General features: G+C 66.5%; 19 protein-coding genes. 8 read left to right on the forward strand and 11 right to left on the reverse strand.

The window, feature by feature from the left end:
- Nucleotides 1-23 precede the first annotated feature (23 nt).
- From flgL to flgB, 11 genes are read right to left on the reverse strand one after another with little or no spacing between them, the layout of a single operon-like run.
- On the reverse strand, nt 24-935 hold the full coding sequence (gene flgL / locus U1739_RS08860) for a flagellar hook-associated protein FlgL (protein WP_332706768.1): 912 nt from the start codon (nt 933-935) through the stop codon (nt 24-26).
- 5 nt (nt 936-940) lie between these two features.
- Nucleotides 941-2,290: a flagellar hook-associated protein FlgK gene (flgK, locus tag U1739_RS08865; protein WP_332706771.1), complete on the reverse strand. Its 1,350-nt coding sequence runs from the start codon at nt 2,288-2,290 to the stop codon at nt 941-943.
- Nucleotides 2,287-2,661: a rod-binding protein gene (locus tag U1739_RS08870; protein WP_332706774.1), complete on the reverse strand. Its 375-nt coding sequence runs from the start codon at nt 2,659-2,661 to the stop codon at nt 2,287-2,289. The genes flgK and U1739_RS08870 overlap by 4 nt, the downstream gene beginning before the upstream one ends.
- Nucleotides 2,658-3,764, reverse strand: a complete 1,107-nt coding sequence (locus U1739_RS08875) for a flagellar basal body P-ring protein FlgI (RefSeq protein WP_332706779.1) — start codon at nt 3,762-3,764, stop codon at nt 2,658-2,660. The genes U1739_RS08870 and U1739_RS08875 overlap by 4 nt, the downstream gene beginning before the upstream one ends.
- Nucleotides 3,764-4,450, reverse strand: coding sequence for a flagellar basal body L-ring protein FlgH (locus U1739_RS08880; RefSeq protein ID WP_332706781.1), 687 nt, complete (start codon nt 4,448-4,450; stop codon nt 3,764-3,766). The genes U1739_RS08875 and U1739_RS08880 overlap by 1 nt, the downstream gene beginning before the upstream one ends.
- Before the next feature lie 11 nt (nt 4,451-4,461).
- Nucleotides 4,462-5,250 (reverse strand): flagellar basal-body rod protein FlgG, encoded by a 789-nt coding sequence (gene flgG, locus U1739_RS08885; protein WP_332706783.1) that lies wholly within the window; start codon nt 5,248-5,250, stop codon nt 4,462-4,464.
- Nucleotides 5,251-5,275: 25 nt separating this feature from the next.
- On the reverse strand, nt 5,276-6,019 hold the full coding sequence (locus tag U1739_RS08890; protein WP_332706785.1) for a flagellar basal body rod protein FlgF: 744 nt from the start codon (nt 6,017-6,019) through the stop codon (nt 5,276-5,278).
- A 23-nt stretch (nt 6,020-6,042) separates the two neighbouring features.
- Nucleotides 6,043-7,311, reverse strand: a complete 1,269-nt coding sequence (locus U1739_RS08895; protein WP_332706788.1) for a flagellar hook protein FlgE — start codon at nt 7,309-7,311, stop codon at nt 6,043-6,045.
- 25 nt (nt 7,312-7,336) lie between these two features.
- A complete protein-coding gene (locus U1739_RS08900; protein WP_332706791.1) occupies nt 7,337-8,017 on the reverse strand; it encodes a flagellar hook assembly protein FlgD in 681 nt (226 codons plus the stop codon).
- Nucleotides 8,018-8,020: 3 nt separating this feature from the next.
- Nucleotides 8,021-8,428 carry a flagellar basal body rod protein FlgC gene (flgC, locus tag U1739_RS08905; RefSeq protein WP_332706794.1) on the reverse strand — a complete coding sequence of 136 codons (408 nt, stop codon included), beginning with the start codon at nt 8,426-8,428 and terminating at the stop codon, nt 8,021-8,023.
- Entirely contained in the window at nt 8,428-8,784 is a 357-nt protein-coding gene (gene flgB, locus U1739_RS08910) for a flagellar basal body rod protein FlgB (RefSeq protein ID WP_332706797.1), read from the reverse strand. Before flgB ends, flgC begins: the two co-directional genes overlap by 1 nt.
- A 311-nt stretch (nt 8,785-9,095) precedes the next feature.
- Between flgB and U1739_RS08915 the strand changes: the two genes are divergently transcribed.
- The 8 genes from U1739_RS08915 (at nt 9,096) to U1739_RS08950 (ending at nt 15,477) form a co-directional block, all read left to right on the forward strand.
- Nucleotides 9,096-9,767 (forward strand): motility protein A, encoded by a 672-nt coding sequence (locus tag U1739_RS08915; protein WP_332706800.1) that lies wholly within the window; start codon nt 9,096-9,098, stop codon nt 9,765-9,767.
- On the forward strand, nt 9,764-10,330 hold the full coding sequence (locus U1739_RS08920) for a flagellar motor protein MotB (RefSeq protein ID WP_332706803.1): 567 nt from the start codon (nt 9,764-9,766) through the stop codon (nt 10,328-10,330). The genes U1739_RS08915 and U1739_RS08920 overlap by 4 nt, the downstream gene beginning before the upstream one ends.
- Complete coding sequence (locus U1739_RS08925; protein ID WP_332706807.1) at nt 10,331-10,858, forward strand: flagella basal body P-ring formation protein FlgA; 528 nt, start codon at nt 10,331-10,333, stop codon at nt 10,856-10,858.
- Between the two features lie 66 nt (nt 10,859-10,924).
- On the forward strand, nt 10,925-11,212 hold the full coding sequence (gene flgM, locus U1739_RS08930) for a flagellar biosynthesis anti-sigma factor FlgM (protein ID WP_332706810.1): 288 nt from the start codon (nt 10,925-10,927) through the stop codon (nt 11,210-11,212).
- On the forward strand, nt 11,199-11,528 hold the full coding sequence (locus U1739_RS08935) for a flagellar protein FlgN (protein ID WP_332706813.1): 330 nt from the start codon (nt 11,199-11,201) through the stop codon (nt 11,526-11,528). The genes flgM and U1739_RS08935 overlap by 14 nt, the downstream gene beginning before the upstream one ends.
- A gap of 209 nt (nt 11,529-11,737) precedes the next feature.
- Nucleotides 11,738-12,610 (forward strand): transglycosylase SLT domain-containing protein, encoded by an 873-nt coding sequence (locus U1739_RS08940; protein ID WP_332706816.1) that lies wholly within the window; start codon nt 11,738-11,740, stop codon nt 12,608-12,610.
- Between the two features lie 3 nt (nt 12,611-12,613).
- The gene (flhA, locus tag U1739_RS08945) at nt 12,614-14,731 is read left to right on the forward strand and encodes a flagellar biosynthesis protein FlhA (protein WP_332706820.1); all 2,118 of its coding nucleotides are present in this window, start codon (nt 12,614-12,616) and stop codon (nt 14,729-14,731) included.
- A complete protein-coding gene (locus tag U1739_RS08950; RefSeq protein WP_332706823.1) occupies nt 14,728-15,477 on the forward strand; it encodes a sigma-70 family RNA polymerase sigma factor in 750 nt (249 codons plus the stop codon). The genes flhA and U1739_RS08950 overlap by 4 nt, the downstream gene beginning before the upstream one ends.
- Nucleotides 15,478-15,619 lie beyond the last annotated feature (142 nt).

A 15,619-nucleotide genomic window follows, 5' to 3' on the forward strand; every position in this document is an offset into this window, starting at 1 on the left:
AGCGAAGCGGTTAACCAGTGGCGTCAGCTGAGATAATCGAACAGCGATAGCGAACTGAGCTTCGAGAAACTCGCCTGCGCCGCCTGCAGGACGGTCATCGTCTTTTGCAGTTCGGTGATCGCGGCGGTGATGTCGGTATCTTCCAGTCCGGAGCGATCGGTCTCGCGCGTGATCGCGACGTCGCTCAGCCGATCGCTTTCCAGATCGAGCCGCGCGGCGCGCGCGCCGACCGATCCACGCGCCGAGGCGACTTGGCTCAACACCGTCTTCAGGCTGTCGCCGGCCGTGGCGGCGGCGGCGGTCGCATCGGTATCGCTGGTCAGCGCGGCGGCGAGTTTGGTGATGATGGCGAACATGTCGCTGGTGCCCGAGGCGGTCGTGACGCCACCGAACAGGCGCGCGGCACTGTCATTGGTCTGCACCGTGACGCCGTCGCCGACCGGAATGCCGGCGCTCTCGCCCGTGCCGGCGAAGGTCACGCTGCCGTCGCTCGCTTGGGTCACTGCGCTGTCGCCGGTGGCCGCGCCGAACAGGGGCTGGCCGCGCACGTCCGTGGTGTTGGCCAGGCCGACCAGATCCTGCACGATGCTGGTCAATTGCGCGCCGATCACCTTGCGGTTTTCGGCCGACAGCGTGTCGTTATTGGCCTGTACTGCCAGCTCGGCGGCACGCTGCAACTGGGTCTCGATCGAGGCCAGGGTGGAGTCGGATTGCGCGAGGATCGACGTGGCGAGGTCGATGTTCGAGGAGAAGGCGGTATCGTTGGCGCCGGCGCGCTTGAGCGTGGCGAGTTTCTGATACGCCACGACATCGTCGGATGGCGCGGTCAATTTGGTGCCGGTGGCGATCTGCGTCTGCAACTTGTCGGCGCGCGCCGACAGGGCCTGCATCATGGCGGTCGAACGATCGTAGAGTTGGCTGGTGCTGATCTGCATTGCTATCACCGGATATCGAGGATCGACTGCATCGTTTCGCGCGCCACCTGGATGATGCGCGCCGATGCCTGATAGGCTTGCTGGAAGCGCAGCAGATCGACCGCTTCGGAATCGAGATTGACGCCCGTCGCACTGTCCAACGCGGTCACGGCATTGTCGCGGATCGCGCTCTGCGCATTGACCACCGCCTGTTTTGCGGACAGGGCGGAAGCGTTGGTGGTGACCAGCGCGGTGACGTTGGCTTCGGCCCGGCCGGTCGTGCGCAGCGTTTCGAGCTTGGCGAGATTGCTATTGTCGCGCGTGCCGCCGCCCGGCGCGGCCGCGGCCAATCCGCGCGGATCGCTAAGCACCATGGTGACGTCGCTCGGCGTCGCGCCGCTGGCGAACATCGCTGCGCCGGCGGTGCCGTCGAGCGTTTCACCGCCCGCTTGCACGGCGTTGACGCCGTCGACAAAGGCGGTGGCGATGGTGTTCAGTTGCGCGCGTGCGGTGGCGACGCGTTGCGCGCCGTCGGCGATGCCGGCGAGCACGCCGCCGCCTGGGGTCAGCGTGCTGCTGGTGCCGGCGCGCTCGACGGCGAACGACACCGCGCCTTCGGCGTTGCGGGCATAGCTGACATGGCCGGCTTCACCGCCGGCGACGAATACCGGCCCGGCGCTGCCGCCGAGCCGCACGGTGGCGCGGCCGATCGCGTCGGTGGTGACGGCAACGTCGCTGATCGCGCTCATCTGTTCGAGCACTTGATCGCGCTGGTCGGCGAGCTGCGCCGCACCCGACGTGCCCGGCTGCACACGGCCAAGCGAGTCGTTGATCTTGGCCAAGGATGCACCGAGCCCGTCGAGGCTGGACGCCGCTTCCTCGGCCGTCGCGTCAAGCTCGGCCGAGACGGCGTCGAGCTGCTGGCCGGTGCCGGTAAAAGCCTGCGCCACTGCAGTAGCGGATTCGAGCAGCGCCTGGCGCGGCGTGGTTGCCGTGGGATCGGCGGCGACGGCCTTGGCGGCGTTGAAGAAGCTAGTCAGCCGGTCGCTCAGCTGGTTGCCGGTGAGCGCGCTCTGGATCGCGCCCAACGACCCGATCGCGGTTTGCGAGCGCGCCAGATCGGCGCCCGCCGCGCGCACGTCGGCGGCGCGGAACGCATCGGCCGAGCGGACGATGCCGCTGACCAACACGCCGCTGCCCGACCCCGTGTTGCGCTGCGTCATGCTGCTGCTGCCGGTCGCGCCGAGCTCGTTCAACTGCACCGCGCGGCGCGCATAGCCGGTGGTCGCGGCGTTGGCGATGTTTTCGGACACGGTGGTCAGCGCGCTCTGATACGCGCGCACCCCGCTGGCGCCAATGCCGAGCAGGTCGCTCATGGCGCGGTTGCTACAGGCTGGGGGGTCTCAGCTGTGGGCGCGGTAGCGGCAGCGGCCTGCTCGGCGGTCGCCTGCGCCTTGGACAGGAAATCGACCATCGCCTTGCCGATGCCGAGCGGCGCCGTTTCGGCCATCGACTGGGCGACCTTTTGGTCCTGCATCTCGCGGAACGTGTCGAGGCCCTTGCTCTCGAACAACTCGCTCGCGAGATGCGTCTGGCGCATCGATTTGAGCATCATGCCAACAAACACGGATTCGAACTGCTTGCCGGCCTTTTCGAGATTGGCGCGACTGCCCAGCCGGCTCGTATCGGTGCTGATGCCGCTGGTCGGTACGGCCGAGGCCGCGGAGATGGGGAGGATATCGCTCACAGGATGATCAGCTCGGCGCGCAGCGCGCCGGCCTCTTTCAGCGCCTCGAGGATCGCAACCAGATCGGCCGGCGAAGCGCCGATCGCGTTGACCGCCTTGACGATGTCGGACAGTTTGGGCCCCGGCGCGATCAGGAACATCTGGCGCTTTTCCTCCTCGACCGCGACGCCCGAGCGTTGCTCGACCGTTGTCTGGCCCTGGCTGAACGGCGCCGGCTGGCTGACCCGCTGCTGCTCGTCGATGCGCACGGTGAGTTTGCCGTGGGTGACGGCAGCGGCGCCGACGCGCACCGCGGAATTGATCACCACCGTGCCGGTTCGCGCATTGACGATCACCTTGGCCGAAGGCTCGGCCGAGACGACGTCGAGATTTTCGATATTGCTCATCAGCGTCGCCCGGACATCGCCGCCGATCGGCGCGCGGACCGAGACGGAGACAGCGTCGATCGCCTGCGCGGTACCGAAGCCGAAGCGGTTGTTGATCACCGTGGCGACGTTCTGCGCGGTGGTGAAATCGGCGCGGGCGAGGTTGAAGGTCAATGCCGGGGTGTTTTCGAACCCGGTCTGCACCGCGCGTTCGACCGTCGCGCCTTCGGGGATGCGCCCGGCGGAGGGCACGTTGACGACGATGGTCGAGCCGTCCTTGCCCTCGGCGCCCAAGCCACCGACCGCGAGATTGCCCTGCGCCATGGCGTAGATCTGGCCGTCGGCGCCGAGCATCGGCGTGAGAATCAGGCTGCCGCCGCGCAGGGACTTGGCCTTGCCGATCGAGGCGACGGTGATGTCGAGCTTCTGCCCCGGCTTGGCAAAGGCGGGCAGATCGGCGGTGATCAGCACCACCGCCGCGTTCTTCATGCCGGGATTGGCGCCGGGCGGCAGCTGCAAGCCGAAGCGCGAGGCGACGGCCTTCAGCGATTGCACGGTATATTCGAGATTGTCGTCGCCGGTGCCGGGCAGGCCGACGACGATGCCGTAGCCGGTCAGCTGGTTGGAGCGGATACCCTGGAAGCCGCCGAGATCCTTGATGCGATCGGCATTGGCCGGCTGCATCACGAATAGCGTGGCGAGGAAGGCAATCAACGCGCGGATCATCAGCTGTTTCATCAGAACGGGCTCACCACGGAGAAGAAGCGGCTGAGCCAGCCCTGGCGGCTGGCGCGGGCGACATCGCCCTTGCCGGTATAGGCGATCTGCGCGTCGGCGACCCGGGTCGAGAGAACACGGTTGTTGGCGTCGATATCGGCGACGCGGATCAGGCCCTTGATCTGGACGAATTCGTCGCCGCGGTTGAGCGTCACGCGCTTTTGACCCTGGACCAGCATCGTGCCGTTGGGGAACACTTTCGCCACCGTCACGCTGACCTCGCCCGACAAGGTGTTGGACTGATCGGCGGTGCCGGTGCCGGTGAAATTGCGCTTGCCGCTGACCGTCGCATCGGTGGCGCTGAACAGTTTCGAGGCCAGGCCAGTGGTCGGCGGAGTGATGCCAAAGCCGCCGCCCGAATCGAGCTTCGACCCGGCCGATTTGGAGGCCGCGGTGCGCTCGACCAGCACGATGGTCAGCGGATCGCCGACGCGGCGCGCGCGCGAGCCTTCGTACAAGGCGGCATAGCCGTCACCCACCTGGAAGATCGATCCCGTCGCCACCGCCGGCGTCGGCGGCAGCTCGGCGGGCAGCGCGGCGGAGAAATCTTCGCGCGGCTTTTTCTTGCCGAACACGCCGGCATCCGCGCTGATCGGCGCGAAGCCGATTGCGAGAATGAGCGCGGTAAGGAGGTGATTCGTCTTCATGGCATTAACCATCAGATATTCTGGTTAACATATTTGAGCATATCGTCGGTCGCCGAGATCATTTTCGAATTTACCTCATAGGCGCGCTGCGTCTCGATCATGTCGACCAGCTCCTCGACGACATTGACGTTGCTCGCTTCGAGCATGCCCTGGCGGATGTTGCCGCGGCCATCGAGACCGGCGACGCCAAGGTTGGCGGCGCCACTGGCGGCGGTTTCGGTAAGGTAATTGTCGCCCTGCGCGAGCAGCCCGGCCGAATTGGGGAAGCTGGCGATCTGGATCTGGCCCAATTCGCTCGGCTCGGTCTGGCCGGCGATGGTTGCGCTGACCGTGCCGTCGGTGCCGACGGTGATCGCGGTGGCGCCTTCCGGCACGGTGATGCCGGGCATCACCTGATAGCCTTCCGAGGTGACCAGCAGCCCTTCGGGCGAGCGCGAGAAATTGCCTGCGCGGGTATAACCGAGCGTGCTGCCGGGCAGCTGGACCTGGAAATAGCCGTCGCCGTCGAGCGCGAGATCGAGCGCGTTGCCGGTGGTCTGCATCGACCCCTGCGTGTCGATCCGCGCGGTGCCCTGGATGCGCACGCCGGTGCCCAGATTGAGCCCGGTGGCATATTTGGTTTCCGACGTGCTCGGCGCGCCCGGCGCCTGCACCGTCTGGTAGGCGAGCGTCTCGAACGCGGCGCGATCGCGCTTGTAGCCCGTCGTGTTGACGTTCGCGAGGTTGTTCGAGATCACGCGCATCCGCATGTCCTGCGCGTCGAGCCCGGTGCGGGCGATGTGCATTGCGGCACTGCTCATGGCATTACTCCCTTTGAATCGATGATCACGACGGCATGCGCATCAGGGATGCGCCGCTCTCGTCCATGGTCTTGGCTTCTTTCAGCAAATTGGCCTGCACTTCATAGGCGCGCTGGTTCTCGATCATGTCGACCAGCGACTGCGTCATGTTGACGTTCGAGCCTTCCAGCGCACCGCCCGACACCTTGGCGTCGAGATCCTCGGGCAGCACGCCGCCGCCCTTCACGTGGAGCAGATTGTCGAGCCCCTTGACCGTCACCGACCCGGTCGTGCTGACCAGCTTCAACTTGTCGATCACTTGCGGGTTGGCGGCGTCGCCCCCGATCGGCACGATGCTGATCGTGCCGTCCGAGGCGATGGTCAGCGACTGGGCGGGTGGGACGGTGATGGGGCCCCCCGACCCCATCACCGGGAAACCGTCGCCGGTTTCTAACACGCCGCTGGGCGCAACCTGCAGGTCGCCGCGGCGCGTATAGGCTTCGCTGCCATCGGGCGCCTGGACGGTGAGCCAGGCGCCGCCGGTCATGGCGACATCGAGCGGCCGGCCGGTCTGCAGGATCGCGCCTTCGTGGCGATCCGCGTCGATCACTTCCTCGGACGAGGCAGTGCGGCTGTTGAAGCCGGAGCCCTTCACTTCGAGCCGATCGAACACCACGCGATCGGCGCGGAAGCCGATCGTCGACGCGTTGGCCATATTGTTGGCAATCGCCGCCTGCGACGCCATGTGCGCCTTGAGCCCCGAGGCCGCGGTATAGACCAATTTGTCCATTCAGATGCTCCCGCCCGCGTCGATCAGCTGCGGATGTTGAAGATCGTCTGCGAAATCTGGCTGGCGGTATCCAAGGCCTTGGCATTGGCCTGGAAATTGCGCTGCGCGGCGATCAGGCCGACCAGTTCCTCGGTGATATCGACGTTGGAGCGTTCGATCGTGCCGGACATCAGATTGCCCAGCCCGTTCTCGCCCGCCGCACCGGCGATCGGCTCGCCCGACACACCGGTCGACGACCAATAGGAATTGCCCAGCTGTCGCAGCCCCGAGGGATTGGAGAAATTGGCCAAGGCGACCTTGCCCAAGGGCTGCGTGTCGCCGTTCGAGAAGCTCGCCGTGACCAGCCCGTCCGCACCGACCGAGACGCCCTGCAATTGGCCGACCGCCTTGCCATCCTGGCTGCGCGAGGCGACGTTGAACGGCGCTGCGAGCTGCGTCGTCGCGGTGCCGAAATCGAGCGAAATCTGCTGCGCGGTGGTCGATCCGGCGGGGGTGAATTCATCGAAGCTGGTAGCCGCGGTCGGCGCGGTCAGTTTGCCGCTGGCGTCGAAGGTCAGCGTGGTGCCGGCGGTGCCGCCGCTGGTCAGTTCCTGATCGCCCACGAAGCTGTGCACGCTCCACGTGCTGGTCGCAGGCGTGCCGACATCGGCGGTCTCGCGCTTGAAATATTGCGTCATGGTCATCGGGTTGCCGGTCGCGTCATAGACCGTGGTCTGGGTCGACTGGTTGTAGCTGGTAGGATCGAAGCGATCGAACGTCGTGGTGGCCGGCACCGCGGCGTTGGACGACACGTTGACCGACAATTTGACGCTGCTGGTCGGCGTGGCCGTGCCGCTGGTTTCGGGCAGCTTGAGCGAAATGGTCGAATCGAGCCCGGTGGCGACCACCGCGCCCGAGCCGTCGACCGGATAGACCTGCAGGTGCGCGCCATTGGCATCGACCACATTGTGATCGGCATCGACCGAAAAGCTGCCGTTGCGCGTGAAATTGACCGTCGCGCTGCCGCTATCGGGCTTGACCGCGAAAAAGCCGTCACCGGACACCGCCAGATCGAGCGAATTGGTCGACTGGATCAGGCTGCCCTGGCCAAATTCCTGACGATTGGCCTGCAGCAGCACGCCCGAACCGACCATCTTGGTGGGGCTCAGATTGACGCTGGAGGCGATCACGTCGGCAAATTCGGTGCGGCTCTTCTTGAAGCCGTTGGTCGAGACGTTGGCCAGATTGTGCGAAATGGTCGACATTTCCGACTGGGCCGCCTGCAGGCCGCTGAGTGACGTGTAGAAGGACATAAGGTTACTCCTCAGGAAATCTGGTTCAGCCGACTTCGCGAACGGCGGTGACGGGGATCGTGCCGATGCCCGGCACGGTGAGCTGCGCCGCGCCGGTGGCGGGGATGGCGACCGAAGCGACCGGCGCCCAGACCAAAGTCCGGCTGGTCACCGCGCTATTGTCCTTCGAGGCGCTGGCGGTGACGGTGAACGGACCAGCGCCGGCATCCACCCCGGCATCGTTCTTGCCGTCCCAATCGAACTGCACCGTGCCCTTGCTCTGCGCGCCGAGATCGACATTCTTGAGCACTTGGCCGTCGGCCGACGAAATCGTCACCTTGAGGCTGGTGGTATCGCCGTCGATCTCGATCGCGCCGGCAATGCCGCCGGTGGTGCGGCCATAAGCCGTACTGCCTTCGGTCAGCACGTTATGGCCGACATAGGCCAAGGCATCGGCAGTGCTGGTAGCACCGAGCTTGTCGGCGATGCCGCTCAGCGTGGCGTTCATCTCGGTGATGCCGGAGAGCTGCGAGAAGCTCGCCATCTGCGCGACCATCTGCGTGTTGTCGACCGGATCGAACGGATCCTGGTTCTTGAGCTGCGCGGTCATCAGGGTGAGAAAATCGGACTGGCCAAGCGATTCCGACGCGGCCGCCGTGGTCGTCGTCGGTGTCGTCGTGGTGCGCGTGATGCCGAGATTGCTCAGCGTGGTATCGAAACTGCTCATGGTTTAGCGGCCCATCTTGAGGGTATCGAGGATCAGCGACTTGGCGGTCTGCATGACCTCGACATTGTTCTGGTAGCTGCGCGCGGTTTCCATCATGTCGACCAGCTCGCGCGTCTCATCGACCGCGGATTCCCACACATTGCCGTCCTTGTCGGCCATCGGGTGCGACGGATCGTAGCGCTTGGTCGGCGCGCTGCCGGCGGTGACGACGCTTTCCACGTTGACCGTGGCGAGGCCGGTGGCCTTGTCATATTCGGTGCGAAATACGGGCTTCATCGTGCGATAGGCCTGCGCCTCGCTCGACGCGATCCCGCCGGCATTGGCGAGGTTGGACGCCGTGGTGTTCATGCGCACGAGCTGCGCCGACATCGCCTTTCCGGCGACCTGGAAGATGGTCAGCGGGTTGGACATTATTCCCCCCTAAGCGCACGCGTGAGCGTGTTGATGCGGCCGTTAAGAAACGACAACGTGGTCTGATACTGGACCGCGTTTTCGGCGAAGGCGGTCTGTTCGCTGGACAGTTCGACCGTGTTGCCGTCGAGCGAGGGCGACATCGGGTTGCGATATCTAACTGCCCCACCGAGGTCCTGCGCGGCGGAGAGCCCCCCCGGACCCTCCGCCGCCTGGAGCGCGACCTGGAAATCCAGGTCCTTCGCCTTGAAACCGGGCGTGGAGGCGTTCGCGATGTTAGACGCGAGCAGCCCCATGCGCTGCGAACGCACTTCGAGGGCTGCTCCATGAACGCCGAAAAGACTGTTGTCGCTCACCGTATCGGTCTCCGCACCTGTTGTGCGACGGAAGCTAAGCAATGGCCGTGCCAAATGCTGATACGGGGGCAGTTGTCGGTAGGGCGGCAGGGCGAGCGGCAAGGCTTTGCCGGCTGGCGGCAAGGATTGCCGGCGAGGCGGAATACCAACCACTACCGTCATCCCAGCGAAAGCTGGGATCTCCAGGAGGCAGGCAGTCTGCCAGCCCACAGAGATCCCAGCTTTCGCTGGGATGACGCGTGGGGAGGGGCAATGAACGCTCCCCGTGCGCTTTACCATCAACTGGCCCGCCTTTTGCAACGCGCGCCCCGATGACAGCCACCCTCACCCTCGCCCAACTGGGCCCGTTCCTCGATCCCACCGCCGCCGCGATCGTCGTCGGCGGGACGGCGCTCGCCGTCGCGCTGCGCACGCCATTGCGCGATCTCGCCGGTGCGCTTGCCGCGCTCCGCGCGCTGCCGCGCCGCCGCTTCGATGCGGCGCCGCTGATCGAGCAGATCGCCGCGCTCGGGCGGATCGCCAGGCGTAATGGCGTGATGGCGCTCGACCGTTCGGTGATCGCGGATGGCGATGTCGCCGCCGCGATCGCCGCGATCGTCGATGCGCAGGCGCCCGACGCTGTCGCTACGCTGATCCAGCACAACCGCCGCCAGCGTATCGAGCGCCAGCTCTCCGCGGTCGAGGTGTGGAGCGGTGCCGCGGACGTCGCGCCGGCCATGGGCATGATCGGCACGCTGATCGGGCTTGTCGCGATGTTCACGCGGATGACCGATCCGGGCGCGATCGGCGCGGCGATGGCGGTGGCGTTGCTGGCGACGTTATATGGCGCCATCCTTGCCAATCTCGTCTGCGCGCCGATTGCCGCGCGGCTCAAGCGCCAGGCGCGGGGCGAAGCAGTAGAGCGCGCCCGGCTGGAGGCCCCGTTGGTCGCGCTGGCGGAGCGCGAACGGCCGCGGGTCGCCGAACTGGTGCATGCGGCATGACGCTGGATCATACGGCGGTAGAGGGATTTTCCGACGCGGCGCCGGGCCGTCCGGCCTGGCTGATGACGCTGGCCGATCTGGCGTTGCTGCTGGTCGGCTTCTTCGTGTTCGTGCAAGCGACGCAGCTCGACAAACCGGCCTTGGCCAAGGGCATTCGCGATGGGTTCGGCGCCCAGGCCAGGGGCGAGGAGCCGATGGCGGTCGGCGCGGCGGCGATGCTCAATTTCGCGCCCAGCTCCGCTATCTTGCCGTCGTCGCCGGCGGGGCTGATCGCCTGGGCACGCGAGGCGGCGCGCGATCCGCGCGTGACGTTGAAGATCAGCGGTGGCGCGGATGGCTCACCCAGCGACGTCGACAGGGCGACCGGCAGCGGTGCGGTGCTGGCCGCCGATCGCGCGCGCGCCGTCGCGGCGGCGCTGGCTGGCGCGCGGGTCATCGCGCCGGGCCGCATGACCATCACCAATGGCGCTGCGCCGCGCCGTGCCGTCGTCGTGACGTTGGGCTTTGCCGGCAACGCGCTGCCGCCCGGCAACCAAAGCTTGCCGCTTGCGGAGGGGAATTGAATGTACCGCCTGTTGATCCCGGCCTTGCTCGCCGCCACGCCGGCAATCGCCGCGCCGTTCCAGGATACCGCGTCGCTCGATCGCGCGGTTGCCGCCTTTACCGGGCACGGGGTCGGCGTAGAGGGCGGCGCGCGCAGCGTGGTGGATAGCCGGCTGAAGCTCGCACACTGCCCGACCGTTTCGCTGGCCTGGCGTTCCGACGCGCATGACGCGGTGGTGGTGACCTGCACCGGGCCCGCTTGGCGGATCTTCGTGCCGGTGTTGTTCACACCCAGCCAAGCCAAGCGGAACGCACCGCAAGCGATCGCCACGGCGCCTGTGATCAAGCTCGAACCGGTGATCAAGCGCGGCGATCCGGTGACGATCGAGGCCGGCACGCCGGGCTTCTCGATCACGCGCGAAGGCGTGGCGATGGGCGATGCCGCGCCCGGCGGCCGCTTCATGGTCAGGGTCGAGGGCGGCAAGACGCCGGTCCAGGCCGTCGCGGTCGAGGCCGGCCGCGCCACCTTGCCCGGCTGGGGCGAATAATTTTGTTAAAGGTTTGCGAGCGGCCGTCGTTTATCCTTCTGTGGCAGGGGCCACGGGAAGGACGTCATGGTGGATCCGATAGGGCTAAAGCCGGTTCCGACCAGCACCACGGTTGCCGCGGTGACGCGCATCGCCGCGACGGCAGCGCCGGACAGCGTGACCGTGCAGGAGCAGCTCGCCAACACGCCCGTGACGTTGTCCCGCACGCTTGCCGCGACGCCGCCGATCGATCACGAGCGCGTCGCACAAATTCGCCAGGCGATCGCCGAGGGCAGCTTCCCCATCACCCCGGCGCAGATCGCCGACCGGCTGATCGCCGCCAAGTTGGAATGGACGCGCAATGACCCCCGATAGCCAGTGGCGTGCGGCGCTGATCGGCGTGATCGAAGCGCTGCACCAGGAGATCGCCGCGCTGAAGGCCAACGACGTCGTCGCGCTGGAACGTGCCACGCAGGACAAGTTGCGCAGTATCGAGGCGGTTGCGGCTCTGGGTGCCGCCCCGGCCGGAGTCGAAATCCGCGCCTTGGCCGAGGAAGCGCACCGCCTGAACGAGGCGAGCCGGATCTATGTCAACCTGATGGCGGCAAATGTTCGCCGCCGCCTGCAAAGTCTGACCGGCGATGCCGGTACCGGGTACCGGGCGAATGGTGTGCGCGCGGCTTACGCTTGATCCCTACCGTCGTCATGCTGAACTTGTTTCAGCATCCAGGCGCGGTCATCTGTCTCACTGACGATGTCGTTTAGGCTACCGACCGCGCCTGGATCCTGAAACGAGTTCAGGATGACGTGGTTCTTCAGGCAATCGCACAGACTCCAACACCCGTACTGGCACGCTCCTTGCTGAAATGACCTCGAACAAGGTTAACCAGCCGAGGATCGATGAGCTTCAATCCGTTTGCCGTCACCGCCAAGCCCACGTCCATCCAGTCGGCGATCGCGCAGGCGAGCCAGAAGACCGGTGTCGATTTCTCTTACCTGATGGGCCAGGCGCAGATCGAAAGCGGGATGCGCGCCGATGCCAAGGCGGGCACGTCGAGCGCGTCCGGCCTGTACCAGTTCATCGACCAGAGCTGGCTGCGCGTGATGAAGCAGCATGGCGCGGAGCACGGCATGAGCTGGGCAGCGGACGCCATCACCACCACCGCCGGCGGCAAGATGGCGGTGAGCGATCCCGCCACGCGCCGCGCGATCCTGAACCTGCGTAACGATCCGCAGGCCGCCTCGCTGATGGCGGCGGAACACGCGTCCGACAATAAGGACGCGATCGAGGGCGCGCTGGGCCGCGATGCTACCGGCACCGATCTGTACATGGCGCATTTCCTCGGCCTAGGCGGCGCCAAGTCGTTCCTGGGCGCGATGCAGGCCAATCCCAATCGCAGCGCAGCGAGCCTGTTCCCGGCCGCGGCACGCGCCAACCATAATGTGTTCTTCGATTCCGCCGGACAGTCGCGCTCGCTCGGCCAAGTCTATAGCCGCTTCGCCGCCAAGCTCGACAAGGGGGCAGGGGTGGCCACCGGTACCGCGATCGGCGGATTCGACACCAATGTCATGATGGCTTCAGCGCTGGAGATGGACGGCGCGACCGTCATCCCGGGCAGCGGCGAGAGCGGCACCCAGGCCAGCGCCTGGGCGCGCGCCACGCTCGATCAGATCAACGGGCAGAAGAACGATCGCCAGATGGTCAGCGCACTGCGCCCGACCCCGACCACCGCCCGGCTGGCGTACATGATGCTCGCGCAGCTCGGAGCGTAACCCATGGCCATTGCAACCACCCAAGGCGGCCTGGGCCGCGTGCTGCCGCTGCTGCGCTCTTCCGCGCTGCCGCTCGCCACCCTGTTGCTCGTCGTGCTGATGGTCGTGCCGATTCCGACGGCGCTGCTCGACATCTTCTTCATCATGAACATCGCGATCAGCCTGGCGGTGTTGATGGTTGCACTGAACGCGCAAAAGCCGCTCGATTTCTCCGCTTTCCCCACCGTCCTGCTGTTTGCCACCTTGTTCCGGCTCGGCCTCAACGTCGCCTCGACCCGCGTCGTGCTCGGGCACGGCCATGAGGGCGAGGCGGCCGCCGGCCATGTCATCGAGGCGTTCGGCACGTTCGTGATCGGCGGCGACTATATCGTCGGGCTGTTCGTGTTCGCGATCCTGGTGATCATCAACATGATCGTGGTGACCAAGGGCGCCGGCCGCGTCTCGGAAGTGTCCGCGCGCTTCACGCTGGATGCATTGCCGGGCAAGCAGATGGCGATCGACGCCGATCTCAATGCCGGTCTCATCACCCCGGACGAAGCCAAGGCGCGCCGCGTCGAAGTCTCGACCGAGGCGGATTTCTACGGCTCGATGGACGGCTCGTCCAAGTTCGTGAAGGGCGATGCGGTCGCCGGCCTACTGATCCTGTTCGCCAACATTGCCGGCGGGCTGATCCTCGGCCCCGTCAGCCACGGCATGTCGATCGGTGACGCGGCACATACCTATGTGCTGCTGGCGATCGGCGACGCGCTGGTCGCGCAGATCCCCTCGCTATTGCTGTCGATCGCCGCCGCCGCGATCGTCACCCGCGTCACCTCATCGCAGGATCTCGCCGGCCAGATCGGCGGCCAGTTCGCCTCGGCGCGGACCTGGACGCCGGTGGCGATCATCCTCGCGCTGCTCGGCCTCATGCCCGGCATGCCGCATCTGATCATCCTGCCGGCCGCGGCGATCACCGGCTTTGCCGCGTGGAAGCTCAACCAGCAGGCCAAGCGGCCCGCTCCGGTGGAAGTCGTCACCGCGGAACCGATCGACCAGTCGAAGATCGGCTGGGAGGAAGTGACCGACAGCATGCAGGTCAATCTCGATATTGGCTACGGGCTGGTGCCGTTGGTCGACGAACGGCGCGGCTCGCCATTGATGGCGCGGATCACCGGCGTGCGGCGGCAGCTGTCGAAGGAACTGGGCTTCGTGGTGCCGCAGGTGCGCGTGCGCGACGATATCAACATGGCGCCGTTCGCCTATCGCATCGTCGTCGGTGGCGTGACGCTGGGCGAGGACAGCGTGTCGCCCGACGAGATGCTCGCGCTCGATACGGGGCAAGCGGTCGGCGGATTGCTGGGCAAGAACGTCAAGGATCCGACTTTCGGGCTCGACGCGGTCTGGATCGCCAGTGGCGATGCCGATGCCGCAACGGGGGCAGGCTATCTGGTGGTCGATCCGGGCACCGTGGTGGCGACGCATCTCAACCATATGCTGGGCAGCCATGCCGCCGACCTACTCGGGCCGGACGAAGTGCAAAGCCTGCTCGATGGATTGAAGGAACGCGCCGGAAATCTCGTCGCGTCGCTATCGCCCGCGCCGCTGCCGCTGACCACGCTGACCCAGGTGCTCAAAGGCCTGCTGGCCGAGAACGTGCCGCTCAAGGAATTCCGCCGCATCGCGCAGGCGATCTCGGTCGCGGCGCAAAGGACGCTGGATGCCGACGAGATCATCGAATTGATCCGCCCAGATCTCGGCGGGCTGATCATCCAGAAGATGTGCGGCGTGCGCGAACCGCTGCGCGTGATGACGCTGGAGGGGCAGCTCGAGGGGCTGCTTGGGCAAGCGGTGCGCAGCGATCCCTCGCGCCGCCACGCGATCGAGCCCGATCTCGGCCGCCGCATCGTCGATGCGCTGCAGGTCGCGGCCAACCCGCTGATTGCCGAGGCCAAGCCGTTCGTGCTGGTCGTGCAACCGGCGATCCGCGTCGCGATCCGCAAATTGGTGCGCACGATCCTGCCGGATACGCCGGTGATGAGCTTCTTCGAAGTGCCCGAGGAAAAGGCGGTCGAGGTCGTCGCCGTGATCGGCGCGCCCCAACCGACGCACGTCGGCTTCTCCAATACTGCGCTGGCGGCATGAGCGCGCTCGCTCACCGCATGGCGTTCAGTGACGCGCAACCGCTGGTGTACAGTCGCGCTGGGCCGGCCGCGGACCTCAACCTGCTGGCAAAGAAGCATCTGCCATTGGTGCGGCGAATCGCCTGGCACGTGCATGGCAGCATGAGCAGCGCGATCGAGGTCGAGGATCTCGTGCAGACCGGCTTGGTCGCCTTGGTCGAGGCGGCGGGCAGTTTCGAGGAACGGGGCGCCGTGACGTTCGAACAGTATCTCGCGACGCGCGTGCGCGGCTCGATGATCGATGCGCTGCGCCGGGGCGCGACGCTGACGCGCGGGGCGATGCAGCGGCGGCGCGCTTATGCCGAGGCGGTGAAGGCGCTCACGCATGAACTGGGACACGCGCCGGACGACCACCGGATGGCGGAAAGGCTCGGCGTGACGCTCGATAAATTGCGAACCGACTATGCGGCGGCGGAGCCGGTGCGGTTCGAACCGATCGACGAGGTCTATGCCGACGACAAGCCGTGGTTCGCCAGTGACGATCCCGATGCGTTCCAGCAGCTGGCGGAGAGCGATCTGCGCGAGGCGCTGATCGGGGCGATCGGCGCGTTGCCGGAGCGCGAGGCACAGGTGGTGCAGTTATATTATGTCGAGGAGTTGAACCTCGAGGAGATCGGGCTGGTGCTCGGGGTCGGCTCGGCCAGGGTGTGCCAGATCAAGGCGAGTGCGCATGCCCGGTTGAAGAAGGCGCTGGCGCGGGCGGTTTAGCGCGCCGCTCACCAGCAAGACACCCGTCACCCCGGACTAGGTCCGGGGTCCACCGTGCCGCCAGCACTGCGCCTCGGTTACGAGGGCTGCGCAAGCCGCTCGGTGGGCCCGGAACTCGTCCGGGGTGACGGTATGGGGTGGC

The organism is Parasphingomonas puruogangriensis (genome assembly GCF_036663635.1).
GTDB lineage: Bacteria > Pseudomonadota > Alphaproteobacteria > Sphingomonadales > Sphingomonadaceae > Sphingomonas.

Excerpts from the sequence above, each read along its gene's own strand:
- flgL (WP_332706768.1), bottom strand. The coding sequence starts at position 935 with ATGCAGATCAGCACCAGCCAACTCTACGATCGTTCGACCGCCATGATG.
- flgK (WP_332706771.1), bottom strand. The coding sequence starts at position 2,290 with ATGAGCGACCTGCTCGGCATTGGCGCCAGCGGGGTGCGCGCGTATCAG.
- U1739_RS08875 (WP_332706779.1), bottom strand. The coding sequence starts at position 3,764 with ATGAAACAGCTGATGATCCGCGCGTTGATTGCCTTCCTCGCCACGCTA.
- U1739_RS08880 (WP_332706781.1), bottom strand. The coding sequence starts at position 4,450 with ATGAAGACGAATCACCTCCTTACCGCGCTCATTCTCGCAATCGGCTTC.
- flgG (WP_332706783.1), bottom strand. The coding sequence starts at position 5,250 with ATGAGCAGTGCCGCAATGCACATCGCCCGCACCGGGCTCGACGCGCAG.
- U1739_RS08890 (WP_332706785.1), bottom strand. The coding sequence starts at position 6,019 with ATGGACAAATTGGTCTATACCGCGGCCTCGGGGCTCAAGGCGCACATG.
- U1739_RS08895 (WP_332706788.1), bottom strand. The coding sequence starts at position 7,311 with ATGTCCTTCTACACGTCACTCAGCGGCCTGCAGGCGGCCCAGTCGGAA.
- U1739_RS08900 (WP_332706791.1), bottom strand. The coding sequence starts at position 8,017 with ATGAGCAGTTTCGATACCACGCTGAGCAATCTCGGCATCACGCGCACC.
- flgC (WP_332706794.1), bottom strand. The coding sequence starts at position 8,428 with ATGTCCAACCCGCTGACCATCTTCCAGGTCGCCGGAAAGGCGATGTCG.
- U1739_RS08915 (WP_332706800.1), top strand. The coding sequence starts at position 9,096 with ATGACAGCCACCCTCACCCTCGCCCAACTGGGCCCGTTCCTCGATCCC.
- U1739_RS08920 (WP_332706803.1), top strand. The coding sequence starts at position 9,764 with ATGACGCTGGATCATACGGCGGTAGAGGGATTTTCCGACGCGGCGCCG.
- U1739_RS08925 (WP_332706807.1), top strand. The coding sequence starts at position 10,331 with ATGTACCGCCTGTTGATCCCGGCCTTGCTCGCCGCCACGCCGGCAATC.
- flgM (WP_332706810.1), top strand. The coding sequence starts at position 10,925 with ATGGTGGATCCGATAGGGCTAAAGCCGGTTCCGACCAGCACCACGGTT.
- U1739_RS08935 (WP_332706813.1), top strand. The coding sequence starts at position 11,199 with ATGACCCCCGATAGCCAGTGGCGTGCGGCGCTGATCGGCGTGATCGAA.
- U1739_RS08940 (WP_332706816.1), top strand. The coding sequence starts at position 11,738 with ATGAGCTTCAATCCGTTTGCCGTCACCGCCAAGCCCACGTCCATCCAG.
- flhA (WP_332706820.1), top strand. The coding sequence starts at position 12,614 with ATGGCCATTGCAACCACCCAAGGCGGCCTGGGCCGCGTGCTGCCGCTG.
- U1739_RS08950 (WP_332706823.1), top strand. The coding sequence starts at position 14,728 with ATGAGCGCGCTCGCTCACCGCATGGCGTTCAGTGACGCGCAACCGCTG.